This window comes from Chitinimonas sp. JJ19 (genome assembly GCF_036961565.1).
Classification (GTDB): domain Bacteria; phylum Pseudomonadota; class Gammaproteobacteria; order Burkholderiales; family Chitinimonadaceae; genus Chitinimonas.
On record NZ_JBAMDD010000015.1, the window covers coordinates 82,623 to 109,145 of the forward strand.

The following is a 26,523-nucleotide window of genomic DNA, read 5'->3' on the forward strand; positions in this document are numbered from 1 at the left end:
GAAGAAATGGATGCTTTTCATTCTGCTGTTGGCTTCGTTTACAGCCTCGGCAGATACCGACGGCGTGCGTATCAAGGATCTGGGTCGTTTGTCTGGCTGGCGCGAGAATGCCCTGGTGGGCTACGGGCTGGTGACGGGTCTGGCGGGGACCGGTGACTCTGCCAATAACAAGGCCACCCGGCAGTCGATAGCCAATGTGCTGGGGCAGTTTGGTGTCAATCTGCCACCCGAGGATGTCACTAGCCGCAATGCCGCTGTGGTTCTGGTTAATGCCAGCCTGCCTGCCTACGCTCGGCCGGGCGATACGCTCGATATTACGGTGACCTCACTAGGTGATGCCCGCAGCCTGGTAGGCGGCAGCCTGCTGCTGACGCCGCTCAAAGGTGCCAACCAGCGCGTTTATGCGCTGGCCCAGGGGGCCTTGTCGGTAGGGGGTTACAAGTACGATCTCAACGGTAATGTGGTGCAGAAAAATCACCCCACTGTCGGTTCGGTGCCGGCAGGTGCAACGGTGGAGCAGGGAGTGCGGGCCGATGTGGTGGATGAGCAGCGCAAGCTGACCTTCCTGCTTGCCGATCCGGACTTCACTACGGCTTCCCGCGTCGCCAGTGCGATCAATACGGCCATAGGCCGCAACGTGGCCCAGCCGCGTGACGCTTCTGCGGTGGAGATCGAATCACCCGGCGAGACCGGTGCCAAGCTGGTTGATTTTGTGACCCGTATCGAGCGCTTGACGGTGCAGCCAGATGTGCGTGCCCGAGTCGTGATCAACGAGCGGACCGGAACGGTGGTATCTGGCAGCGACGTGCGTATCGCCAAGGTGGCCATCTCGCATGGTGAACTGAAGGTATCCATTGTCACTGAGAACAGTGTGTCTCAACCCACCCTGGTAAGGGAAACGGGTCCGGATGTGCGCACCGAAGTGGTGTCGAACTCCCGCATTGATGTCGCTGAAGGCCCGAGCAACTTCATCGGGGCGCCTGGCAATACCGTCGGAGATCTGGTGCAGGCATTGAGCCGCATCAAGACCAATACACGCGACATCATCTCCATTCTTCGTGCAATCAAGGCTGCCGGCGCATTACACGCCGAGCTGGTCGTTCAATAAATCAGGGAATCGAACCATGCTCGATAGAGTTGAATCGGTCACGCTCAGCCTGGTCAGCCAGGCGCTCGATGCGGCGACACTCCGGCATCAGGCCATTGCGGCCAATATCGCCAATGTCAATACACCAGGTTACCGGCCGGTGCGTGTGAGCTTTGAAGAGCAGCTCACTGCCGCCGGCAGCCAGTTGAACAATGGCGGCACGCTGCGTGCCAGCGACTTGTTTGGCGTTGTGCCTAGGCTTGAACGTGCGGCAGTAGCACAAACGGGTAGCCATGGCGCAGGCCTGGACATGCTGACGGCCGAGATGGCGCAAAACACGGTGCAATATCAAGCCCTGCTCAAGGGGGTATCGCACCATTTCTCCATCCTCAGCACCATCATCAACGAAGGGAAACGCTAATGGATTTCCAGAACGCCTTCGCCATTAGCGCGGCCGGCATGAGCGTAGAAAAAACGCGGCTGGATGTGACCGCCATGAACCTGGCCAACATGAATAGCACCAAGGGTACGGATGGGCAGCTGTATCGCCCACTGCGCGTGGTGGCTAGTTCCGGTAGCGACAGTTTTGCAAGCCAGTTCAGCCGCCAAGCAGGCCTGAACAAGTTGCTGCCCCAGGTCAAGATTGAATCCATGAGTGTGGCGCCACGGGTTGAGCACGACCCGGGCCACCCTGATGCGGATGCCAACGGCAATGTCTCTCTGCCTGCCGTGAACCATCTGACCGAGATGGTCAATATGACGACCGCGTTGCGGGCCTATGAGGCCAATGTAGTGGCAATGAATGCAGCCAAAACCATGGCGCTGCGAGCCCTGGATATTGGAGGCCGATGATGAGCATAGAACAATTGGCGGCTTTGACTGCTATAGGTAACGACCCGGCAGTATCGGGCGCCAACCCGGTACAGGCCCCGCAAGCGGGATTTGCCACCTGGTTCGATCAGCAACTGGACGCCGTGAACCAGAAGCTGGCCATTGCCGACAACGGCTTGCAGCAACTGGCGGTGGGCAATACCAGCAACCTGCATCAGGTAATGATACAACTTGAAGAAGCCCAACTTTCTGTTCAGTTGGTCATGCAGATCCGTAACCGTTTGCTTGAAGCGTATCAAGACGTCATGCGCATGCAGATGTAAGGATAGATGACCATGCTTTCTCAACTTTGGAACAAGCTCGATAGTCGCGCCCGCATGGGCTTTTCATTGGGTGTCGTGCTCATACTTGGCCTCACGGCCGCGCTGGCCTGGTGGACATTGCGGCAGGATGAGGGCGTTCTGTTTTCCGGGCTCTCTCCTCAGGATGCTTCGGCCATGGTGGCCGAGCTCGACCGCATGAAGCAGCCGTATAGGCTGGATCATGACGGCAGCACGATACTGGTGCCTGCCGAGACCGTGCACCGTATCCGCCTGCAGCTGATGGGGCAGGATATTCCTCTGCATGGCACGGTGGGATTCGAGCTGTTCAACAACAGCGATTTCGGCATGACCGAGTTCACCCAGAAGGTGAACTACCAACGCGCCATGCAAGGCGAGATCACCCGCACCATCATGTCGCTGGATGGCATACAGGCTGCACGCGTGCATCTTGCCGTGCCCGAACAGGGGTTGTTCAAGCGTGCCGGCGTGCAACCCAAGGCATCGGTGACGCTGACGCTCAAGCCAGACCATCAACTGACCGCCGAGCAGGTACGCGGCATACAGCGCCTGGTTGCCTCGTCGGTTGCCGAGATACAGCCGCAGAACGTGACCATCGTCGATCAGAATGGTGTGGCCTTGACCCGAGTACGCCAGGATCAGGACAGCAGCGCGATGGCAGAGGACCTGATCGAGCAAAAGCGCAGCCTGGAAGGCTACTACACCCGCAAACTGGACGCCGTGCTGGAGCGTAGCTTCGGCATGGGCAAAGTGATTGCCAGCGTGGATGTGTTGTTCAGCGACAAACGCGTCAAGCAAACCACAGAGGATGTACTGCCGGCAGACAAGGAAAGCGGCGCCGGCGTATTGATACGCGAGCGGCAAACCAGCCGGCCCGCCAGTGGCGATGCCAGCGGCGGTGACGAAGTGACACAGAGCGAAACTGACTACCAAGTAGGCAGGCGCGTTGAGCAGGTCGAGCGCGGCCCCGGCGGTGTGGATCGCATCAGTGTTGCTGTGGTGGTGCGCAGCCCCTTGCAGGATGCCGAATTGGCACGCCTCAAGGAAATCGTGGGCAACACGGTGGGGCTGGTGGCCAGTCGTGGCGATAGCGTGGCGGTGTATCCCATGTCGCAACTGACCTCCGAAGGGCAGCCGCCGGCACAAGTCCCCGCTGTGCAGGGTGTTGTACCCCCCATTGCTGTGGCCGAGGCAACGGTACCCATTGCGGCTGCGAAGGCTAAGACGGGGTTTTCCTGGAGTGTGGTGGGTGCGGTATTGCTGGTACTGATTGCACTGACCTTGCTGGTCAACGCGCTGCGCCGGCCAGCCATGGCCGCACCCAATCGACTGAGCGACAACGAGCGGGAACGTGCCTTGCAGCAGGTCAGGCATTGGATCAGCGCGGATAGGCCCACAGCCTTGCCAAGAGAGGATCAGGCATGAGCAGTCGCCAAGCCGCACTGACCTTGCATGGCATGAATGCTGCCGATCAGGCATGGTTGCTCAGCCAGCTGGATGCCGAAGAGCGGGCGCAGATGCAATCTTTGCTCGATGAGTTGCGCGATTTGGGCATACCTGCAGACGCCAGCCTGGCGCCACACCATGACGATGCAGAGCAAGCCACCGAATTGCCCGTAGTGCAGTGCCTGGTCAGTGAACCTGCCTGGCTGCTGGGTATGTTGCTGCGCGTGCGTAGCTGGCCATGGCAGGCCGAGCTGCTGGCTGCACTGGATAGAGCGCGGCGCGAAGAAGTGTTGCGCAGTCTGCAGGACGATGGACCATTGGCACCCGCTTTGTCCGATGCATTGCTGGCACAGTTTGAATCCCGGCTGGCTGAGCTGCAGGGTGCCCCTGTACGGCGTGCGGCCAAGCCTGCTAGCCGCTTTAGCCAGGTAGCAGAACGGATCAAACAATGGCTCCCATAATCCGCAAGCCACCCGTGCTGCACGAGAAGCGGGCGCTGAAGTCGCGCCAGCCCGTGCGTGTGACTGATGCAGCGACACCGCCACAAGCGCAACGACCGTTGCAGCAAGCCTTACCGGTGGACGCCCCAACCGCCGTCATGCCCCCGCCGGTAGCGCCTGGACTATCCGAAGCTGAGCTGAATCGCCGGCTGGCGGAGGCTCGCCAGGCTCTGGAAGCCGACATGAAGGCCAAGCTGGAGGCGCTGCGGAAAGTGGCACGTGAGGAGGGCCATGCGGAAGGCATGCGGCAAGCCGAGGCGCAGCAGGCCAAGGCCGAGCAACAACGAGACGCGGAACAGCAGGAGCGAGCAGCTGCCTTTGCACGCTTGTTGGCCCAAATAGCGCAAGCGGCCCAACGGGAGGAGACTGTCCTGGAACAACTGGCCGTTACCATCGCCTATGAGGCCATATGCAAGATAGCCGGCGATACTTTGGTGACGCCGGCGGGAACGCTGGCCGTTGTACGCAAGGCCATGCAGGCGGTCAATCAGCGCAATATCGTTGCGGTACACCTAGCACCCCAGGACGAGGCCGCCTTGCGCCAGTTTGATGCCACTGGCCTGCCCAGCCATATACAGCTGCATGCCGATGACAGGGTAGCGTTGGGCGGCTGCATTGTTGAATCCAATATGGGTGAGCTGGATGCACGTTTGGAGGCCCAGCTGCGCGCCATTCTTGATGCCTTTGTGGCAGTTCAGGGCAGGAGCTGACCATGCAATCGGCCTATCTGGATGCCCTGCGCCAGCTCGACACCTACCATCGTATGGGCAGGGTGGTGCGCCTTGCAGGCCTCAGCATCGAAGCCAAGGGGCCGGATGTGCCGGTAGGCGAAGTCTGCGAGATCGTCTCGCGCCAGGGTAAGCGCTTGTTGGCAGAGGTCATCGGTCTGCATGAGGACCGTATCGTACTGATGCCTTATGGCGATACACGCGGCATCGCGGTGGGCTCGGAAGTGCTGGCGACGGGGCATTCCCCTGAGATCAATGTCGGCAATGCCTTGCTTGGGCGGGTAGTCAATGCCTTCTGCGAGCCGCTGGACGATATGCCAGCCCCTGAGCTGACGCAGACGCGCCCTCTGCGAGCGACACCGATCAACCCCTTGAGCCGCCCACCGATAGACCAGGTGATGGAAACCGGCGTGCGTGCGCTGGATGGTTTGCTCACCCTGGGCCGGGGCCAGCGCGTTGGCATCTTTGCCGGCAGCGGCGTGGGCAAGAGTACCTTGTTGGGCATGATTGCCCGGCATATCAAGGCTGACGTGAATGTCATTGCCCTGATAGGTGAGCGTGGCCGGGAGGTGAAGGAGTTTATCGACAAGCACCTTGGCCCAGAGGGGTTGAAGCGCTCGGTGGTGATCGTGGCTACCGCAGATATGTCCGCCCTGGCCAGGGCCCGCGCTGCCTATGCAGCCACGGCGATTGCCGAGTTCTTTCGGGAACAGGGCCTGCAGGTGATGCTGACCATGGACTCGGTCACCCGCTTTGCCATGGCCAAGCGTGAAATCGGCCTGGCTGCGGGGGAGCCGCCGACTGCACGCGGCTACACCCCATCGGTATTCACCGAGCTGCCTGAACTCTGCGAGCGCTGTGGTACGGCAGGTACGGGCGGCAGCATTACCGCCCTGTATACCGTGCTGGTGGAGGGAGACGATTTCAATGAGCCGATATCGGACATTCTGCGCGCCACGCTGGATGGCCATATCGTGCTCAGCCGCAAGCTGGCCCATGGTGGGCACTTTCCCGCTATCGACGTGCTACAGAGCGCCAGCCGCCTGTTGACCGACCTTGCCTCTGAGCTGGAGCTGGGGTTGGTACGCCAGACGGTGGGCCACCTGGCAGCCTATGAGCGGAACCGCGAAATGATCGACATCGGCGCCTATCGTGCTGGCGCCAATGCCGAGATTGATAGTGCCATCAAGCTGATGCCCGGCTTGCAGCGCTTCTTGCGCCAAGGTAGCAACGAACACGCGCCACGCAAGGCGATTCTGCAGCAACTCCAGCAAATATTGGGAGGTAGATGAGCATGATGGACAGGCGTGGTTTTCGCTATCCGCTGGCGCCACTGCAGAAGATGACGCAATGGGATGCCAATAACCTGCGGCAGGAGTTGGCCAGGTTGGCTGCGGAAGAGCGCAAGCGTCATGCGGTGGTGTCGCAGTCGGAGCAGGCCTACCAGATGGCTACCGTGGCCGTCAGGGAGCAAAGCATGGCTGGTGTGCTGGATGCGGCCCGGCACAGCCTCTGGTTACGGCACCTGGATCAGCTCGATGGCGTACTGGCACAAGCCAACAAGGCGCTCGCCGAGGTGAGCAGCCGCAAGCAGGAGGTCGTCGACCTGCTGGCCGAGCGGCATCGCTACCTCAAGGGCCTAGAGGCTCATCGGGCTGAGCTGCTGCAACAATTTGCCAAGGAACAATCCGCCAAAGAGGCGGTGCAACTGGATGAAACCTGGTTGGTGGCTAACAGAAACAAGGGGAACTGAGATGCGTATAGGAAGTGACCTGCCTGTGGAAGGCAACCACACAGCCTTTGAGCAGCGGTCGCAAGTGCTGCGCGATGCGTGGTCGCGTCAGCTGGCACAAGCAGACATGGAATTGCTGGGCGGCTTGCAGGCAGTGACTGCCCCCGCGCCCAGCCGCCGAGACAAAGCCGCACCTGGTGTGTCACCCCTTGCGCTTGCTGCGTTTGAGCCTGTGCAGGCACGCACCGCGGCGCATATGGCTGCCCAGGGCCAGGCTAGCCACCCGGGTGCGTCGCCTCAAGCACTGGCCACGGCCGGCGCAGGCACTGATGATGCGCCGGCCGTGGCCAGTGCCAAGTGCGCCGTAGCCAAGCCAGACGGTATGGCTGAGCGTGCGAGCAATGTGGACCAAGTGGCCACAGCACCGGCACAAATGGCCGTGCATGGTGCCCAATTGGCGCCGCAGGGAGAGCCCACCGCTGTCGTGGTGCAGCACGACACGGCGCTTGGCACCAATCTCCGGCAGGTGCTGTCGTTCAATGCGCCTGTCGCGGCGTTGACGGCCAACACCCCCGTCATGGCCGACGTTGCCAGCAATCTGGTGGTCAAAGCCGTGCAACCGCTGGGGCTGGCGCTGCCCGCTACCCACAGCCGGCTAGCCAACGCGCCACAGGGTGAATCGGCCGAGGCCATGCTGGCACCACAAGGGGGCAAGCAAGCTACCGACGATTGGCAGAAGCAGCATATGCACCTGATTGAGGACGAATCCGGACGGGTGCAGCTATGGATACGCGACAGCGCCATAGACGATGCGCAACAGCAAACCATCGTTCAGCGCATCCAGGCCGAACTACGACAGGCAGGGCTGTGGCTGGCAAGCGCCACCATTAACGGCCGAACAGCCTTTGAATCACGCCGTACTGGCAATGATCGCACCGAACCAGCCGACGACCAGGAGGCTGCCGCCATGGCAGCACCGCAGGCAGCCTATCAATCTGGCACGCTCAGCATGCCGCAGCAAACTAGCAAGAGGTAAATCCGCATGGCACTCGACCCGGTAAGTTCGTCATCATCCGCCCTGCAGGGTGCTGGCCTGGGCCTGCAGGATCTCCTCAAGATACTGCTGACCCAGCTGACCTATCAGGATCCGCTCAAACCTATGGACAACCAGGAATTCGTGGCTCAGATCGCCCAGTTCTCGTCCCTGGAGTCCAGCCAGCAGCTCAACAACAAGCTCGATCAATTGCTGTCGATGCAGGCCACCTCGCAGACCGTCGGCCTGCTAGGCAAGACCGTCGATGTCGGCACAGCCGGCGGCATGATCAGCGGCCAGGTTACTGCGCTATCGCTGGCTGATGGCGAGCCCAAGATCACCGTGCGCAAGGCTGATGGCCAGACTGTGGCCGGTATCGCCATGGGCATGGTCAGCGCCATACGCTGAAACAACACACATTCTCTATACAAGGTAGATTTTTATCATGCTCGATTCCATCTATATCGGTATTTCCGGTCTTTCCAGCTACTCCAAGGGCCTTAAGACCATCAGCAACAACGTGACCAACCTCAACACCCCCGGCTTCAAGTCGTCGCAAACCCAGTTCTCCGATCTGTTCAACCAAGGCGGGCTGGGTAGCCATGGTCACCAACGCCAGGGTAGCGGCGTCAGCATGTTGGGGACCTCGGTGAACTTTGCCGCTGGTGAGTTCCGTAGCACCGGCAACCCCATGGATATCGCCATCGATGGCCAGGGCTTCTTTGTGCTGCGGGACGACAATGGCAATCTCAGCTATACCAAGGCTGGTCAGTTCCAGTTCAATGAGGATGGCGTGCTGATCAGCCGGACTGGTGGCGAAAAGGTGATGGCCTTCAACGCAGAGGGCAAGCTGACCGAAGTGACACTGGACGGACTGAAGTCCAGTCCACCTGCTGCTACCGCCAATGTGGCCTTTGCCGGCAACCTGTCCTCTGTTGATACGGAGCACGTCATCAACAACGTCACGGTTTATGACAAAGCTGGTGGCGAACATAGCTTGAGCATGGTGTTCAACAACCGAGTGGATAACACCACGACGGGAGAAACCACTTGGACGGTTGCCGTCAAGGAAGGTACCAATGTCCTGACGACCACGACCGTCAAGTTCAAGGGTGGTTTGCCCTTGGCTGGCAGTGATGCATTCAATGTCGATATCAGCTCGACTACCATGGGTAATAGCACCGTCGCTTTTAAGCTGGGCACCAATGTGACGCATAACTCCGCGGGCACTAATTCAGAGCTGGTCATCGGCAGCAAGGACGGCTACGCCATGGGCACCCTGGTGGACCAGAGCTTCGATGAGGAAGGCAAGATCGTTCTCGGTTACTCCAATGGCCAGACCAGCAAGCCCTTCCAGCTGGCATTGGCCCATTTCGACAGCCTGGACGCGCTTGAGCAAATGGGGGGCAACCAGTTCTCGGTCCTCAAGCCTGATTCAGTGCGCTACGGCGTGGCCGGTTCTGGCAAGGAGGCGATCCGCACCCGCGCGGTGGAGATATCCAACGTCGATCTGTCACAGGAATTCAGCGATCTGATCTTGAACCAGCGCGGCTATCAGGCGTCGTCGCAGATAGTCAGTACCGCCAACGAAATGATTCAGCAGTTGTTTGACATGAAGCGAGGCGGCTAAGTGATATTGCGAACGTATCGCTTGCTGGGCGATAGCGCACTGGCAGCGGCCAAGGCGGCCGTGTTGGCTGGCATCGCGCGCTGGGAGCAAGCCTGGGGCGCCAGGCTGCCCACAGCTGGCTTGCAGGTGAAGCCAGCCTCGGCCTTGGCCGAGACTCGTAACGAGTGGCGCCAATGGCAAGACGCCAACGGCAACTGCATCTGGCTTGCTGCACCAGAAGGGTTGGCACGCGTCTGCGAGCGCCTGCTCTTTGGTGAGCGGCAGCAGGCACAGTTGCTTGATCGGCACCTGGATTCGCCCATTGCGCAAGGAGCAGCGGCCGACGCCGCCCAAGCCCTGCTACAGGCACTGGCCGATGTAGGGCAGGGGAGCGACATGGTGTGCACCGGGCGTGTGGCGCCGACAGACGAGCTTTTTCGACATGGTGCCGGTGTGGTTGCGCTGGAATGGTCGCTGGTGCCTGGCAAGCCCCTGGTCGTGCTGTATCCCAACCTGGTTGCCGCACCGATCAGGGGCCAGCCAGCCCAGCCGGTGGCCAAGCTGATGCCCGCGCTGGCATCGCAGCCCTTGCGCCTGACCGTGGAGTTGGGTCAGGTGGAGCTGACGCTGGGCCAATTGGAAAGCCTGCATGTGGGCGATGTGATACGACTGGACAAACACCTCGACGATACCCTGTTGGTACAGGGCCTGGATGGCAGTGCCGTGTGTCTGGCCCATGCCGGCCGACACGACACCCATCGCGCCATTGAGGTGCAAAAACTGAATGCTGCAAAGGAAAACAAGTGAACAACAAGCCAGATCAAGCTGCTGACAAGGCAGCCGACGTCACCCAACTGATCGACCTGCCCGAATTGCATGCCCAACCCAAGGCTAGCGTGCCGCTGGTGGGTTCCAACCTGAGCGTCATCCGCAATGTCAAGGTACGCCTGACTGCACGCCTGGGCGAGGCTGAACTGACCGTGGGCGAATTGATGAGTATGAAGGAGGGCGCAGTACTCCCCCTGGCCCAGTTGCTGGATGACCCCGTTGATATCCTGCTGGATGGCCAGATTGTCGCGCGTGGCCAACTGGTGGCAGCGGGTGATTGCTTTGGCGTACAGATTACCGAACTGCCCAAGCTGGACTGCCAATGACACGCCCACTCGCCATCGCCACCATCGCCTTCTTCGCCCTGGCACTGAGTTGCCACGGTGCAGAGCCGGCCGCCATACCCTACAAACAGGCGCCGGCCGTCGATGAGCTGATGATGCGCTTGGTAGGCGGCCTGGTACTGGTGGCCGTGGTCGGCCTGGGTATTGCACTGCTGATACGACGCTTCCTACCGGGCCTGCGCATCATCCCTGGCCAAACTGCCGCTCTGCAGGTTATGCAACGTACCCGGGTATCTGCCACCAACCAGCTTGTGGTGGTGCGCTATGGTGACGAAGAACTGCTGCTGGCCGAAGGCCCGCAAGGGGTGCAGCTACTGAAAAGCCGCCCCTATGCTCCAGAACAGAAAGACGGCAGCCATGCCTAGCCTATTCTCCGGTTTCAGCCGCTACTGGCTGATTGCCATCCTGGCCCTGTTTGCCCTACCCGCACTACCGGCCGACCTGACCTTGCCCGGCCTGCAGATAGGCGCTACTGGCGCCGGCCAGGCATCATCCGGCCTCAAGATCCTGCTGGCACTGACGGTGCTGAGCCTGGTGCCCGGCATCCTGGTCTCCATCACGGCCTTTGTGCGTATCGTTATCGTGCTATCGCTGTTGCGGCACGCCATGGGCATGCAGGAAACGCCGCCCAATACCGTCTTGTTGAGTCTGGCGCTGTTTCTGACCCTGTTTACCATGGCGCCTGCGATCAACCAGGCCAACCAGCAGGCATTCCAGCCTTACCTGCAGAACAAGGTCACGGGCGAGGTCGCCATCGAGAAAGGGTTTCAACCTTTCCGCGAGTTCATGATACGGCAGACCCGTGAAGAAGACCTGGCCCTGTTGGTGGAAATATCCAAAAGCCCCAAGCCTGAGACCATGGACGATATCGGTAATCTACAGCTGATACCGGCCTTTATGCTGTCTGAACTGCGCACGGCTTTTCAGATCGGCTTTGTCATCTTCCTGCCATTCTTGCTGATAGACCTGATCGTCTCCGCCATCCTCATGGGCCTGGGCATGATGATGGTGCCACCGGTGACAATATCGCTGCCGCTCAAGCTGCTGATGTTCGTGATGATAGATGGGTGGAATATCGTCGTTCGCTCGCTGCTTAGCTCTTTCAACTAGCTTCGCCGCGTTCTGTATCGTGTCCAAAACCCGTATCCCCGCCTGGAGGCAGATCAACCCGGACCAAGAGGCTGCGTTGTGGGCTGCCCGCCATTCAGACTGGACAAGCGCCAAACTGAAGCTTGCCGAGCATTACCTGCCATTTGCCAGGATGCTGGCGGCCCAGCTTTACGCCAAGCGAGTGGGTGACGAGATCGAATTCAACGACTACCTCCAGATATCGTCCATGGGCTTGCTGGAGGCCATAGAGCGATACGACGCAAGCGCTGGGGCCAGTTTCCGCACCTATGCCGAATACCGCATCAACGGCAGCCTGCATAATGCGCTTGCCAGTTATACCGAGCGGCAACAGCAAAACGCTACACAGCGCCGGGTGCGCGAGCGTATCGCGTCACTGAGTGAAAATAGCGAGCCCCACAGCAAGGCCCGCAAGGCCTTCGATGATCTCGCCGCCATCGCTGTTGGCATGGCCTTGGGCATGTTATTTGAAGATGAAGGGCTCTACGTGGGCGAGGAGGAACAGGCTACGGCCATGCCCGCCTATTCATCGCAAGAGCTAAAGCAACTGCGCCAACGCCTGCTGCAGTTGCTGGACAGACTGACCAAGTCTGAAGCCATGGTGATACGCTACCACTACCTGCAGCAAATCGAGTTCAGCGAAATAGCCAGCCTCATGGGCCTGACCAAGGGGCGGATATCTCAGCTGCACAAGCAAGCATTGGAGCGGTTGCGGATAGAGGTTCGTAACCTGGATTTGCGCAATGTGGCGTGGTAGATATTGGCGCCGTTGGACTAGGTCTTGGCTATGGCAAGTAAGCATTCCATGCTGCTTGGTGGGCTTTCCACCGTGCAGTCGTCGGAACTGCTGACGACTGACCAAGTAGCCCACCACGCTAAACTTTCCGCCAACCAACTGGATAACGTTGTTATGGGCACCCCATTCGCACCTTCCGCCCCCCACGAAAGACACCCCCATGAGTCAAGACGACCTTAGCCACCTGCTGACCGCAGACGAGTTGCTGCATATGGCCATCGAAGCCAGCAACCGAGAGCGCTACGACCTCTCCATCGCCTATCTCAAGCAGGCCATGGCCAAGCCCGAGCCATTGCGCCACGAGATCCCCTTCATGCTGGCCTCGCAGTATGCCCAGATCGGCATGAAGGCCGAAGCCAAGCAGTACTTCGCCCAGACCATCACGCTGGCCCCCCAGTTCGACATCGCCATCTTCCAGTTGGGCCTGCTGCAATTGTTCGATGCCGACCAGGCCGGGGCTGAGCTCACCTTCCAGCAACTGGACTTCCTGCCACCCGAACATGCCATCAACCAGTTCCGGGTCGGTATGCTGGCGCTAGGCCGCAATGAACTGGCTGTTGCCGGAGAGGCGCTGCGGGCAGGTTTGGCCACCGGCCTGGCCAACGCCCCACTGATGGCCGAGATGCAGCGCATCCTGGGAAATATCGAGAAGCTGCAAGCCGACGCCGCAGCGGCCCCAGCCGAAACGCCTGTTGCCGCCGCAGAGGCCAACACCGACACCGCACCGACAGAAGACCATATCTTCCTGTCCGCCTACCGTGAATAAGCCCTCACCAAGTCCCACACCGTGACCTCCTCTGATACCGACAAGCTCGCCCGCTTCCTGGGTTACCTCGAACAGGACCCGGACAACATCCAATTGCTGCTCGACACAGCCGAGCTGTGCTTCAGCGCCGGCGACCTGGCCCAGGGCGAAGCCCTGCTGGACCAAGGCCTCGCCAAATGGCCCGCCCATCCTGCACTGGCCCATCGCCGTGCTTTGCTGTGCCTGCAGCAAAACGACCCCACCACTGCACTCGCTTTGCTCAACAGCCTCCAGGGCATGGGCCATGCGGCACCGGGGCTGGCCTACAACCTAGCCTATGCCAAGTATCAGACCCAGGATTTCTCGGGCGCACTGGCCCATTTGACACAACTGTCGGCTGACGAGCTGGCCCAGTTGCCGCATGCCCTGCATCTGTGGGTGCTCAGCCTGCATCAGCTGGGCCAGTTGCCGGCAGCGCGCGCGAAAGCCGAGCAGGCCTTGGCCCAGCGGCCAGAGGATGCCGAGATGGCCGGCATGCTGTCCCTGGTCTGCCTGGACGACAACGATGCCGCCGCCTGCCTGCGCTGGGGACGTTACAGCCTGGATCACCTGCCGGACCAGCTGCATGCCCTGATTGCCACCGGTTCGGTGGATATTGTGGAATCCGGGCCGGACGTGGCCATACCCAAGCTGCAACGCGCCCTGGCCCTGGCCCCCAAGGCCGGGCGCGCCTGGTCGGCCCTGGCATTGGCCTATTTCTACCAGCGGCAGTTCGCCGAAGCCGAGCAAGCCTTTGAGCAAGCGGTACACCATATGCCCGAGCATATCGGCACCTGGCACGCCTATGGCTGGCTGCACCTGCTGCAGGGCAGGCTGGATCAAGCCGAGACCTGTTTCCGCCAAGCCTTGGCGCTGGATCGCAACTTCGGCGAGAGCTATGGCGGCCTGGCCGTGGTGGCACACCTCAAAGGCCAGCAGGCCGAGGCCGATCCCTTGCTGGCGCGAGCCCGGCGGCTGTCGCCTGGGGGCATCTCCAGCCGCTACATCGACCTGCTCCAAGCCCAGTCAACCGGCGACAGCAAAGCCGCCGAGCAGTTGGTGCAGGATGCCTTCCGAAATATCGAGAGTCTGGCCAATCGCCCACTGTCGGGCGAGACCGCCACAGACATTGATCACCCAGCCTGAGCAGCAGGATAGCGAGCCCCAGCCATGAGCCTGGACCCAGTGAATCGCCTGTCGAGCATTGTTGCCCTGATCCAGCGCCGCCAAAGCGCTGCGGAGGGGGCAACGCCTGCCCGCAGTAAGGCCACGGCACGCTCACGCAGCAAGCCAGCCGTGGCGCTGGACAGCCTGGGTAAACGGGTCATGGCGCGGATAGATGCGATCGCTCCGGATGACCCGCAGCGCCGGCGCAAGGTATTTACCACGTTTATCGAAGCCGCCTTGCTCAATGAGCTGGGAGAGAACCTGATCAACGATGCCGGTTTCCACCAGATGGTGGACACCATCAGCCAGACCCTGCTGGAGGAGCCCTTGCTGTCGGCGCAAGTGGAGACGGCCATTGATGCCTTGTTGTCGGCGCCGGGCTGAGCGGCCATCGTGGCCGCAACACAAGCGTCGTACTGAAGAAACCGCCTGATGGGCGGTTTCTTCATTTGGGGCATCGGTTGGTAGCCGCGAACGGGAGATTACGGCGCTGGCCGCAGAGAAAATGAAACCGATACACAAAACCGGACTATCGCAAATCATTGATTTGTAATGTATCGAAAAATTCTTTAGGCAATTTCGTAAAAAATTTCAAGAAATCGCTAAACAAATGCGCGCTCGACTGGATAACGTTGTTTGAACGGGCTGCCCATCCAACAGTGCGGCCCATAGAAAAAATTCAGGCAAAGGTTCTACACCATCATGGTCGGTATTGTTGCGAGTCAAGGCACAGGTCTGTTGTCCGGTACGGTTGCACCCAGCATAGGTGCAGGGGTGGCAGGTTCGTCGCACGGGCAGGACGGTAGCAATGTCTACGTCAATCTCAGCAACGGTAACCTGGTCTTGCAGCGCCGTGATGAGCTGCTGGTAGGCCTGGGGCTGGACGCCAATACAGTCCGCACCTACAACAGTCAGGCGCGCTGGAAAGACGACAACAACGACGCCTGGTGGCTGAGTGGCTACCGTCGCCTGGCCAATATCGAAGGCACCATGGGCCAGCCTGGCAGTTCGCTGGACCGTATCCAGGCCGACGGCAGCGTTCAGCATTTTGTCTTTGATGTGTATCGCTACGTCAGTACCGATGGTGCAGGTGCCCATGACACCCTGACCTTGGATCAGCAAGGTAACTGGGTATGGACCGATGGCAGCAGCCAAGCCCGGGAAGTCTACGAGTCCTATGGCAGCTACTGGCGCATGACCAGCAGCAAGGACTTGTCGGGCAATACCCTCAATTACGTCTATACGGGTGAACTGCTCAGCAAGATCATCACCCAGAACGGCGAAACCATCGAGTACGCCTATAGCGGCCGCAATGTCACCAGCGAAGCCGTGATCAAGGCCGATGGCACCCGTCTCACCCGCACCTACTATGAGTATGACGCCAGCAATCGACTGGAAAAAGTCACGGTTGATCTGACTCCCGAAGATAACGCCAAGGCCGATGGCCAGGTTTACGTCACCACCTATACCTACTTCGATGGTGGCAACCTGCTCAAAAGCGTTACACAAAGCGACGGTAGCCTGCTGGCATTCACCTATGTGCCCGGTGACGAACGCGTGTCTACCATCACCGATGCCCTGGGCCATGTCACCGAGTTTAACTACAGCGGCGACGTCACTACGGTCAAGGATGCCCGCAACTACATCACCACCTATAGTGTGGACGCAGCGGGCCGCCTGACCAGTGTCACCGCCCCCACCGTAGAAGGGCTCGCACAGCGACTGGTATATGGGTATGACCTCGACGGCAACCTGCTGACCACGACCGATGCCCTGAACCATACCGTGACCTATGGTTACGACACGGCCGGCAACCAGACCAGCCAGCAAGACCATCTGGGTAACCGCATCGAGCGCCGCTATGGCCTCAAGAACGAACTGCTGGCCGAGACGGTCTTCCAGCAGGCGGATCCCGATGGCGATGGCCCGCTCAAGGCGAGCCAACCGGCCACCGCGCGGTTTATCTACGATGAACTGCTGAACCTGCGCTTCAGCGTGAGCGCTGAAGGTCGTGTGACGGAATATCGCTACGACGTACGCGGCCAGCGGCAGTCACAGACGCAATACCCCAGCGGCCTGTTCGTCAAAGATGGCCTGCTGCCACTGCATGATCTGACCGAAGCCGAGCTGATAGCCTGGACCGGGCTGCAGGACAAATCCAAAACCGTACTGGAAGAATACGTTTACGACGCGCGCGGCCAGTTGCGTCAGACCATCCGCTACGCCGCCCTGGACGCCAACGGGGTGGGGCTGGAATACAGCAAGAGCGAGACCACCTACACCTACGACATCAATGGCTTGCTGCTGAGCACCATCGATGCCAACACCCAGCAGACCAGCTATGCCTACGACGGGCTGAATCGCCTGATCAGCACGGTCGATGCCAACAACGCCGCCACCGTGCATACCTACTTGAACGGTGGTCAGCAGGTAACGCACCTGTTGGCCAATGGCCGCGTCGATACCGACACCTATGACAAGGCGGGTCAGTTGATCAGCCGCCTGAAAGGCGGCGAGATACCCACCCAGTATCAGTACGATGCCTTTGGCAACCGGGTTGCCGAAATCGACGGCCAGAACAACGCCACGCGCTATGTCTACGATGCGGCCAACCGGCTGAAGTACACCGTCTCGGCACTGGGCTATGTAGAAGAGCTCAAGTATGACGCGGCCGGTCGCATCAGCGAGCGGGTGAGCTACGCCACCGCCATCGATTCGCGCCTGATAGGCACCCCCTTGCCCGCCAAGGATGTCGCCACACCGCCCGTGGCGGATCCTGTCCCCACGCCGTCGCCGGATCCGGTACCGGGCCCTGTGCCTGTTGCCACCAATCATGCTGCCCAAGTCTTCTACAAGAAGGGCAGCAATAGCTCGATCTCCCGTGCCTTGGGTGAATTCAAGGCAGGCGATCGTGTTACCGCCACGGTCCGTTTCAAGGCGGCCACCGATACCTTTGCCGGCCTCTATCTGGGCGATGCCGGTGGGACGACGCCCTACCAGCATGAGGTTATCGACGGTCGCTACGGTGAAGCCATCGACGGTTGGCAGACCCTGACGGTTGAACTGACCATGAAGAGCGACGACCAGTTGTGGGTCTTCCTCTATGGTGATCGCGATGGCAAGTATCGCGCTGCTGGTCACAATGTGATCTACGACGAAGTCAGCGTCGTCAGCGTGCAACGTGGTGCCGTGCTGAAAGAAGACTTTGAAAGCGGTCTGAAGCTGGTGTCGGACTTCAATGCCACCACCGGTTGGAACAGCGCTGGCCAGACGACTAACTGGATAGAGGCAGAGGCGGTTCAAGCGCCCGTGCCGACGACCTATAACGCGCGCGCCGCCAAGGTCTGGTACAAAAAGAGCAACAACAGCTCCATTTCCCGCTTCCTGGGCAACTTCCAGGCTGGCGACCAGGTGACGGCCACGGTTCGCTTCAAGGCGCCTGCCAACACCCATGCCGCGCTTTACCTGGGCGATGCTGACGGTGCCATTCCCGAGCAGAACCAAGTCTATGGCGGTAGCTATGGCACCGATACCGGCGAGTGGAAAACACTGACCGTCAACCTGACCGTCAAGAACGACGATGAGCTATGGGTCTACCTGATCAGCGATCGTGACGGTAAGAACCGCAGCATCGACCATAACGTCATCTTCGACGATGTTCAGGTCACTAGCGTCAAGCGCGGCACGGTACTGAACGATGGCTTTGAGGATGGCCTCAAGCTGACCGAAAACCACGACCTGACGACCGGCTGGTACAGCAGCGGCTCGAAGGTGGAACTGGCGCAGTTCGCCCCACCACCGGCGCCGATGGCCGCCGCCACGCCCGCTGCCCCGGCTGCCCCAGCACCCACTACACCAGCGACCACCGCACCGGTGGCTGCCACCACCAGCCTGACACCTCCGGCCAGCTTGGGCATCCTGGGCGCCGACGGCGCCATCGACCCCACCGTACTGGCCGCCTTGCTGGTACCGACAGCCAGCCAGGACAAACATACGCGTCTCTACTACGACCCGGCAGGCCGTCTGGCCCGGACGGTCGATGCAGCCGGTGCCGTTGTTACCTTCGAATACGACAGCGCAGGTCGCCTCAACCGTGAGATACGTCACGCCAACCAGCTGGCGCAACAGCCTCTGGTGGGCGCATCGCTGGATAGCTTCTCGGTAGAAGCGTCACGCCTGGACCGTGTTACCCAGCAGTACTACGACAAGGATGGCAAGCTGATCTATGCCATCGATGGTGAAGGCTATATCACCGCTTATCGTTACGATGGTGCAGGTCGGCAGATCGAGCGCGCGCAGTTCCTGTCCGCCACAGTCGATTACTATCAGGTTATGCAAGACGTCAGGGCGTTTTGGCGCCTGGACGATGCGCCAGGCACCCAAGCCAAGGATGTGCTGGCCTCAGTAGGACATAGCGCGGTAAATGGTGAGTACCTGGAGGGTGAGCGCATCGTCCTGGCCGACGGCAAGCGCGTGATGGCTCTGAATGGTTCGGGTCAGGGGGCCAAGTTGGATGGTCATTTCTCGTCCGGCGGCGCGGAGGTCTGGTTCCGGCCCACGCAGCCGGTACAGGATGGCGAGGCTATTATCCTGGCCTGGTCGGACTCAAGCGGCACGATGCTGAGCGCACTGACGCTAGGCCCTAACAACACCCTGCACTACACCGACAATGGTCAGCAAATAGACTTGGGCATTACGCTCAAGCAGGGTAGCTGGTCTCATCTCGCTGTCGTCAAGACAGAATGGAGCGTACAGCTTTATGTGAACGGTCAACCCGTCCAAAGCCTCTCTACGGCAGGTGCTACCTCGTACTTTGAGGGGCAACTGGTGCTTGGCCGGAATATCCACGGCCAGTTCAGTGACGCTGCCATCCTGGCTGGCAGCATCAGCCCCGAGTCTGTGGCACAGCACTACGCCTTCGGCAACCAGGATCTCAACAATGTCCCGGTCGATCCCAGCCAGTTTGAGCGTCTCTCCAGCGGCAACAACAATCTGCGCCATAACACCGTCTATGACGCACAAGGGCGTGTCACCGCCGAGATCGATGCTGCGGGCTATCTCACCCGCTATACCTACGATGCCGTGGGTAACAAGCTGTCGCAACGCCGCTACGCCAATGCCATGCAGGAGGATATCCGCGCCTACGCCATGAACGCCGGCGGCGGTGAGATCAATGCATTGGATGAAGCCGTCGTGATGTCGGTCATGGGTGAGTTTCAGACGACCCATTACACCTACACCAAGCTGCACCAACTGGAAACCACGCGCCTCAGCTATACCAAGCTGGATGCCGCCGACCAGCCGGTGGCGACCTTCGACCCCAATACCACCCGTTACGTCTATGACCAGATGGGGCAGCAGACTGCGGTTCGTCTTGCGGACAAGACCTCGGACGTCCGTGCCACCTTGATCCGCTACAACCAGCTTGGGCAGGTGATCGGCGAGCTATCGGCAGAGCACGCGCCCAAGCTGGATGGTCTGGCGCTGGAGTCCAGCATCAATGCCGTGTGGGACCAATACGGCACCCAATACAAATACGATATCGCCGGCCGCCGCATCAGCAGCAGCCGTCGCGACGATGTCGGCAAGCTGCTGACGACGGTGTATTACTACGACAGCCAGAGCCGATTGCTCGGCAGCATCAATGCCGATGGGGAAGTCACCCAACGAGGCTACAACGCACTCGGCCAGATCATTCTGTCCTACACCTATGCCAAGCGTGTGCCGGTCGCCGAGCTGGCCAACTACACCGGTGGCCTGATCGACCAGAAGACTATCGACCTGGTCGAGGCCATGGCGGATGCCCGCTATGACCAAGTCATCCGATACCGTTACAACGCCCGTGGCGAGCTGATCGAGACGGTGACAGGTAGCCAGAGCACTGAAATACGTCGCCACAACGCCTTTGGTGAGATCGTCGGTACCGTCAACCCGCATGGCGAGGGCTATACCGACGTCCAGACCATGGACTACGACCGCCGTGGCCTGCTGACCCGCACCGAAACGCAACTGGAGTATCAAGGACCGGTAGGGGAAGGCTGGAATAGTGCTGGCTATGCCGTCGGCAAGATCACCACGAATACCTATGACGCCTTTGGCCGGCTCACCGATGTGAAAGCCAACGGCGGTCGGGACGGCGAGTATGATGGCTACACCTACTACTACTACGATGCGCTGGGTCGTGTGACCGGCAGGTCGGGTGGTGGCCAACTGGGTCGGACTACAGATTACGATGCTTATGGACGGGTCATTGCCGAAGGCAATGGCCAGAACCTGACCACGTATGCCTACGACCCCATCGCCCGTACCGTTACCGTACGGACGCCAGAAGGGATGGAGACCGTCACCACCCGCAACCGCTTTGGCGAAACCATCGCGGTCAAGGATGCCATGGGGGCGATCACCCGCTACAGCTACGACCGCGATGGCCGCCTGAAATCCGTCAGCCGCCCCTACAAGGCCGATGGTAGCGAGATCAACAAGACCACCTACCAATATGACCGCCTGGGCAATCAGGTCCAGGTCCAAGAAAACCGTTACCGTGTTGCCGGTCAGAATGATATCGCCATCGATGGCAACGGTATCGTCACCACCTTCAAGTTTGACGCGGCCGGCCGCGTTATCAGCCGCACGGTGGACCCTGCCGGCCTGAACCAGACCACCATCTATACCCTGGATGGCCAGGGTCGCAAGGTCACCGAGACCGCCCATGACGGCACCCGCACCGAGGTGTACTACGACGACCAGGGACGGGTTAAAGCGACTGTGCTAGACGCGCAAGGCGCCAAGCTGCGTACAGCATTTGCCTATGATGGTGCCGGCAATCTGATCAGCGTGATCAAGGGCGCCAACGAAGATGACACGCCTGCTCCCGGCGCGATTGTGGAGAAGAACTTCTACGACGCCTTGGGTCGCCGTGTGATGGAACACCGTGGCGACAATGTCATCGAGTATGTTTACAACGCCTATGACGTTATGGTCGGCAAAACGGTAAATGGCGACTCCACGATCTATGTTCACGGAAATAATGGTCTGTTGGACATCACCATCAATGGATCCGGTGATGCGGTCTACTATCAATACGATAACAATGGCGCGTTAACGCGAACCCGCAAATACAGCAACAGCGGCGGGGTACCCGCCTACAACCTCACCGGTTGGTTGGTTGGTGACACAGTTCATGAGCCTGAATGGACTGCCCAAGACAGCGTTACCCGCTATGTCAACGACAAGGATGGCCACCGCCTGTGGACCATTGATGCCGAGGGCGGCGCTACCCGGCATTACTATGACAAGAATGGTCGGTTGGAGCGCGAAGTCCGTTACGCCAACCGCTTCGAGGGTGAGGATACGGGCCAGGCGCTCCGCTTTGAGGATATCAACCTCACTGCCTCGGCGCAGGACCGCGAGACTGTCTACACCTATGACGCCTTGGGCAGACCCAAGACCACCACGGTCAATGGCAGGTTGATCAGCAGCATCGAAAGCTACGACCATGCAGACCGCGTGCTGGTGAGCGTGGATGCCCTGGGTGGCCGTACCACCTATCAGTATGATGTGCTGGGCCGGGAGAAGCTGCGTACCGAGCCGGATGGCGATGTAGTGCAGACCCTCTACGACGATGTTAATCGCACCAAGGAAGAACGTCGCAGCGCAAGACTGGCAGTGGACTGGTCTGAAGGTAAACTGCTGCGCAACCCGGATGGCAGTGCAACCTATCTGGGGCCGGATGGTGAATACCTCACGGTCAATGCGGGTGTGGATCCCATCACCCTTGCCCGGTCAAGCCGTGCCATCGCACGCAGCTGGCAAGCGGGTTATGGCCTGGAATTGGCGTACGTCCTGCCAAACAACGACCCATCCCGCGCCTTCAGCAATTTGCTGGCCGGCTACTGGAGCAACACGGCCAGTTATCCTGCGGGCAGCGTGGTATCACTGGCTGGCGGGACACTGACCCGCAATGCGGATGGCAGCGCCACCTACGTGGGCGCCTCCAAGCAGTCGCTGCATCTGACCCAGGCCATGAGTGCCGGCGAAATCGCCGCCATGAGCCGCGATATCCAGCAATTCATCGGCTACACCAATCCCGTGCTGGTTGTGGTGAATTCTGGGCGATTGGCCGAACTGACGGCGGATCTCCAGGCCTTCTTCGCTACGCCCGTCGTTGACGAAGCCCGAGCGCAGGTCAGCAAGTACTACTACGATCGCGCTGGCCGTCTTGAGAAAGTGGAGCACGGTGAAGGCAGCAGCACGCTCAGCACCGAGCGCTATCGCTACTATGCTTCGGGCCTCAAGCAGCAATATACCAATGCCCGTAACGACAGCACCGATTACGCTTACGACACCAGCGGCCAGCTCACCCACGAAACAGGCCCCGCAGTGCGTATCCGCGAGGACAGCAATGCGGGCTTCACCACCATACGCAAAGTGGTGCAGTACCAATATGACGGCAAGGGCAATCTGACCGCCAAAATTGAAACGCAGGACGGCAATCTGTTCACCGGTGCCGAAGGGCAAGACCTGTCCCGGATGCGCATCACCTACTTCCAGTACGATGGTGCCGGGCGGCAAGTGGCGCTGGATCAAGCGGGTAGCGGCTCGTTCAATGGCGGCATCAAGGCTGATCCATACAATAGCGAAACGCCTTTCGACAAGGCCACGCTGGAATCGGTCTTTGGTGGCGCGACAGTAGATCGCAACCAGGCCCTGTACGAAACCAGCAGCCGCGATATACGCACCACCTTCTACGATCGTCTGGGTCGTGCTGTGGCGCATAGCGATGCCGAAGGACACTACAGCTACAAGGTTTATGACCGCCTAGGTCAGTTGCGTTATGAGATCGATGCCCTGGGCTATGCTACGGCGTATCGCTACAACGCCTTTGGCGACGTGATTGAAAAAACCCGACACAGCCGCTCGCTGCTGGGTGTGGAGGGGTTGGAATTACTGAGCAGCGGCGTCGGCACCGAACGCGGCTTTACCGTCACGGAAGTCCAGGACGCCCTGGCCTATGTGGCCGCGCAACCACGCGAGGGTGACCCGGTTGCGGATCGGACGATCAGCTACGAACACGACAACTTTGGCCGCGTCATCAAGCAAATCGACCCGGCAGTACAAACACTCAGTGCCGATGGCAGCATCCAGATGCTGTCACGCGTCACCGAATTTGCCTATGACGCACGCGGCCTGCTGGTCAGCCAGACCGTCACGCTCGACAACTACCAGAGTGCAGTGACCGGCTTCTTCTACGACGAGCTGGGCCGTAAGGTAGGCGAAATCAACGCAGAGGGCTATTTGAGCCACACGGTGTATGACGGCTTTGGCAATGTTCTGCAGGTAGCCCAATACGCCAAGCGGTTGGATATCCCCTGGAGCAGTGGCACCCCCCTCCAACTGCTGATCGCCAACGTAGCCGGACAGCAAGGCAATGGCGGCGGTGAAAGCCGCATCGAGCGCTATAGCTACGACCGTTTTGGCCGCAAGCTCAGCGAGATCAAGCTCAATGTCAGCGATGTACAGGGCGTCAAGCAGCAGGTCCGCACCGGCTACCGCTACGACGTAGCCGGTAACCAGATCGCTATTGTCGATGCGCGTGGCAACAGCAGCTACCAGATACTGGATGCCCAGGGCCGGCTGATCTACAGCCTGGCCGCCACCGGCAGTGATGCCAATGGCCTGCTCTACACCCTCAGCGAAGTCAGCTATGACGCCCTGGGCAATGCCGTCCGGACCGTCCGCTATGGCACCGCCATCCGCCAGAGCCAGCTCAGCGCCACCCCGGAGACCATGAGCGTGGCCGCCGTCGACGCCCTGGCCCAGTCGGTACGCAACGACCTGCAGGATAGGGTAGAGAAGCGCACGTATGACATGGCAGGCCGTGCCATTACGCTGAGCATCGACGCTGGCAATGTCAGCGGCGGCGGCACCCGTAAGCAGTGGTTCTACGACAAGAACGGCCAGGTTGTGCTGGAATGGCAAGGCAATATCGACGCCGATGGCCAGGCACGCAACAACCTGCTGTCGCATCTGTACGATGCCACCGGTCGCCTGGTGCAGACGCTGGAGCGCAACAATGGCCTCACTGGCCAGACCGGTTACACCCGCACCGCCAATGTCCACAATGGCTTTGGCGAGGTCACCGAGCGCTCGGTCACCGCCGAAACCCAGGAAGCCGTGGTCTCGCAAAACCGTAGCCAGTACTGGTACGACCGCGCCGGCAATGCCTGGGCGCGCAAGGAGAATGGGGTTTCCTCATTCCACTTCCACAACCTGGCTGGCCAGGAAACCGGCCGCCTGCTCTCGCCGGAGAAAGACCTGTGGGACTTCGGCGGTCTTATCGACGCAGACCATGGCGGCCCCTCGAGCAGCCTGATCAGCGCCATGCGCGGCGAAGGTGCCTTCCCGGTATCCGCAGCCAGCTTGCGCCGCACCTACAGCAGCTATGACAAACTGGGCAATCTGACGGGGCAGCGCCTGCCGGCATTCAGTAATGAAGTGGGCGCTGGTCTCGCCATCCCTACCATCGTCACCACCAAGGAAGCTGGTGGTAGCGTTGCACTAGGCCGTGATGAAGAGCAAGTGGGCACCGACGACGATAGACCAGACCTGAGCCACAGGTTTGTCTACGTTTATGAGATCACGGGTACTTGGACCGCAATCCCTGTTCCTAACGACTTCGACAGCCTGACTGCGGAAGTCCGATACTCCGTCAATGGCGTGGAAAAGGTCCATCGCGAAACCCACCCCAGCCTGGAGTTTCCTAACGGCGCAGCCATACGCGAGCCGTATGATCCCAAAGTGATCACCAATGTTGTGTGGCTGGGAACCAAGGTGTACGCGACAAAGGGTACGGTTACCACGTTGGTTCGCGACGATACGCGTGAACCGGTCTCCACCTTGCGCTATCCCACCGAGACCAACGATGGGTCGCAAACATGGCTGCGACTGCGTTACGACAACGGCACCACCCAGATCGTCCCACTGGGGCGCGGCGCGTTCGACAGCGCGACACAAGCCATCTGGGCTCAACATGCGGTGAGCGACCTGATACCGTCTGGCGCCATGGGGCTGGAGGTTGAGGTCTACTCCCTGGCGCCTGGCGCGACCTTGCCTGAAGCGGGGTTGGACAAGGCGACCGCAGAACAGTCACTGCGTGGTCTCAGCAGCTATCGCATGACCAAGCACCCAAGCACAGGTGAGTGGCAGATAACGGCGATCCCGAATAGCGCTGCTCAAACCAAACGAGAGAGCTTTACCGTTACCCATACGCCCACCCAGAGCTTTGCGTATGACCGTTGGGGCAGCCGCATAGCCGCCACCGATGCACTCGGTGTAACGACCCGTTGGCACTACAACCTGTACGGCCAGGTGACTGATCAGCTTGGTGCCGTGGTGGCACGCGTGGATGAACACGGCAAGATTGAATGGGCCGCGCAAACCAACCACTACCGCTACAACGAGTTTGGCGAGCTACGCTATAGCATTGATGGCAATGGTGATGTCACCCGGTTTGACTATAACCGTCTGGGTAGCAAAACAGCACAGGGGTATCTGCAGCGCAGCAACCAGCCTGCCTGGGCGAACGATGGCCGCAGCGTGCGAGACGGTTATTTTGTGGCGGCACAGAACTGGCGTTACGATGAACTGGGACGCCTTGCCGCACACCAGAGCAACACTGCGCTGGCGGAGACTCGCTACAGCTACAACACCCTCGACAAGATCATCCGCAGCGAACAGCAAGGTAGCAGTTGGGTCCTGAACGCAGACAACGACGGCACCACCATGCAGGACTACACCGCCGTAGTGGACTATCGCTATAACGGTGCTGGTCAACGCGAGGTGGAGACCCGCTACCGCGCCGATCAGCCGCTCAACAGGCAGGAGCTGCATCAACGCTATGATGCGGCAGACCGCGTCATCCAGAACCAGAACAAGGAATATCGCGACGGCATCCTGGTGAGCAGTGGCCTGTTACGTAGCTATCGCTACAACGAACTGGGCAATAAGATTGCCGAGAGCGTGACCGGTACGATCAAGACTACCGCCTCCGATGGCACGGTGACCTATAGCACGCCAACCGACTCGATCAGTTGGACTTACGAAAACGGCCAGATGATCCGCTCGACCGATCTGGCCAGCAACATTACCTCCTACGAGTACAACAGTGCTG

Annotated in this window: 21 protein-coding genes; all 21 read left to right on the forward strand. The window is 60.1% G+C overall.

Going from position 1 to position 26,523, the window contains the following annotated elements; genetic code table 11:
* Nucleotides 1–10: 10 nt before the first annotated feature.
* Nucleotides 11–1,108, forward strand: coding sequence for a flagellar basal body P-ring protein FlgI (locus V7714_RS16850; protein WP_335710749.1), 1,098 nt, complete (start codon nt 11–13; stop codon nt 1,106–1,108).
* 16 nt (nt 1,109–1,124) lie between these two features.
* Nucleotides 1,125–1,508 carry a flagellar basal body rod protein FlgB gene (locus tag V7714_RS16855; RefSeq protein ID WP_335710750.1) on the forward strand — a complete coding sequence of 128 codons (384 nt, stop codon included), beginning with the start codon at nt 1,125–1,127 and terminating at the stop codon, nt 1,506–1,508.
* Entirely contained in the window at nt 1,508–1,939 is a 432-nt protein-coding gene (gene flgC, locus V7714_RS16860) for a flagellar basal body rod protein FlgC (protein ID WP_335710751.1), read from the forward strand. The genes V7714_RS16855 and flgC overlap by 1 nt, the downstream gene beginning before the upstream one ends.
* Nucleotides 1,939–2,241, forward strand: a complete 303-nt coding sequence (fliE, locus tag V7714_RS16865; protein WP_335710752.1) for a flagellar hook-basal body complex protein FliE — start codon at nt 1,939–1,941, stop codon at nt 2,239–2,241. Before flgC ends, fliE begins: the two co-directional genes overlap by 1 nt.
* A 12-nt stretch (nt 2,242–2,253) precedes the next feature.
* Nucleotides 2,254–3,684 (forward strand): flagellar basal-body MS-ring/collar protein FliF, encoded by a 1,431-nt coding sequence (gene fliF / locus V7714_RS16870; RefSeq protein WP_335710753.1) that lies wholly within the window; start codon nt 2,254–2,256, stop codon nt 3,682–3,684.
* Nucleotides 3,681–4,166 carry a hypothetical protein gene (locus V7714_RS16875; protein WP_335710754.1) on the forward strand — a complete coding sequence of 162 codons (486 nt, stop codon included), beginning with the start codon at nt 3,681–3,683 and terminating at the stop codon, nt 4,164–4,166. Before fliF ends, V7714_RS16875 begins: the two co-directional genes overlap by 4 nt.
* Nucleotides 4,154–4,915 carry a FliH/SctL family protein gene (locus tag V7714_RS16880; protein ID WP_335710755.1) on the forward strand — a complete coding sequence of 254 codons (762 nt, stop codon included), beginning with the start codon at nt 4,154–4,156 and terminating at the stop codon, nt 4,913–4,915. Before V7714_RS16875 ends, V7714_RS16880 begins: the two co-directional genes overlap by 13 nt.
* Before the next feature lie 2 nt (nt 4,916–4,917).
* Nucleotides 4,918–6,225, forward strand: a complete 1,308-nt coding sequence (locus tag V7714_RS16885; protein ID WP_335710756.1) for a FliI/YscN family ATPase — start codon at nt 4,918–4,920, stop codon at nt 6,223–6,225.
* A gap of 2 nt (nt 6,226–6,227) precedes the next feature.
* Nucleotides 6,228–6,686, forward strand: a complete 459-nt coding sequence (locus tag V7714_RS16890; protein ID WP_335710757.1) for a hypothetical protein — start codon at nt 6,228–6,230, stop codon at nt 6,684–6,686.
* Nucleotide 6,687: 1 nt separating this feature from the next.
* The gene (locus tag V7714_RS16895) at nt 6,688–7,701 is read left to right on the forward strand and encodes a hypothetical protein (protein ID WP_335710758.1); all 1,014 of its coding nucleotides are present in this window, start codon (nt 6,688–6,690) and stop codon (nt 7,699–7,701) included.
* 6 nt (nt 7,702–7,707) lie between these two features.
* Entirely contained in the window at nt 7,708–8,106 is a 399-nt protein-coding gene (locus V7714_RS16900) for a flagellar hook assembly protein FlgD (RefSeq protein ID WP_335710759.1), read from the forward strand.
* A gap of 37 nt (nt 8,107–8,143) precedes the next feature.
* Nucleotides 8,144–9,328: a flagellar hook protein FlgE gene (locus V7714_RS16905; RefSeq protein WP_335710760.1), complete on the forward strand. Its 1,185-nt coding sequence runs from the start codon at nt 8,144–8,146 to the stop codon at nt 9,326–9,328.
* Complete coding sequence (locus V7714_RS16910) at nt 9,329–10,114, forward strand: FliM/FliN family flagellar motor C-terminal domain-containing protein (RefSeq protein ID WP_335710761.1); 786 nt, start codon at nt 9,329–9,331, stop codon at nt 10,112–10,114.
* The gene (locus V7714_RS16915) at nt 10,111–10,461 is read left to right on the forward strand and encodes a FliM/FliN family flagellar motor switch protein (protein ID WP_335710762.1); all 351 of its coding nucleotides are present in this window, start codon (nt 10,111–10,113) and stop codon (nt 10,459–10,461) included. The genes V7714_RS16910 and V7714_RS16915 overlap by 4 nt, the downstream gene beginning before the upstream one ends.
* Nucleotides 10,458–10,844 carry a flagellar biosynthetic protein FliO gene (locus V7714_RS16920; RefSeq protein ID WP_335710763.1) on the forward strand — a complete coding sequence of 129 codons (387 nt, stop codon included), beginning with the start codon at nt 10,458–10,460 and terminating at the stop codon, nt 10,842–10,844. The genes V7714_RS16915 and V7714_RS16920 overlap by 4 nt, the downstream gene beginning before the upstream one ends.
* Nucleotides 10,837–11,589, forward strand: a complete 753-nt coding sequence (gene fliP / locus V7714_RS16925) for a flagellar type III secretion system pore protein FliP (protein WP_335710764.1) — start codon at nt 10,837–10,839, stop codon at nt 11,587–11,589. The genes V7714_RS16920 and fliP overlap by 8 nt, the downstream gene beginning before the upstream one ends.
* A 19-nt stretch (nt 11,590–11,608) precedes the next feature.
* Nucleotides 11,609–12,364 carry a sigma-70 family RNA polymerase sigma factor gene (locus tag V7714_RS16930; protein ID WP_335710765.1) on the forward strand — a complete coding sequence of 252 codons (756 nt, stop codon included), beginning with the start codon at nt 11,609–11,611 and terminating at the stop codon, nt 12,362–12,364.
* A gap of 199 nt (nt 12,365–12,563) precedes the next feature.
* Complete coding sequence (locus V7714_RS16935) at nt 12,564–13,169, forward strand: hypothetical protein (protein WP_335710766.1); 606 nt, start codon at nt 12,564–12,566, stop codon at nt 13,167–13,169.
* 21 nt (nt 13,170–13,190) lie between these two features.
* Nucleotides 13,191–14,333 (forward strand): tetratricopeptide repeat protein, encoded by a 1,143-nt coding sequence (locus V7714_RS16940; RefSeq protein WP_335710767.1) that lies wholly within the window; start codon nt 13,191–13,193, stop codon nt 14,331–14,333.
* Nucleotides 14,334–14,357: 24 nt separating this feature from the next.
* Complete coding sequence (locus V7714_RS16945; protein ID WP_335710768.1) at nt 14,358–14,738, forward strand: hypothetical protein; 381 nt, start codon at nt 14,358–14,360, stop codon at nt 14,736–14,738.
* 354 nt (nt 14,739–15,092) lie between these two features.
* Nucleotides 15,093–26,523 (forward strand): LamG-like jellyroll fold domain-containing protein (locus V7714_RS16950; RefSeq protein ID WP_335710769.1); only part of this gene is annotated, 11,431 nt, incomplete at its 3' end.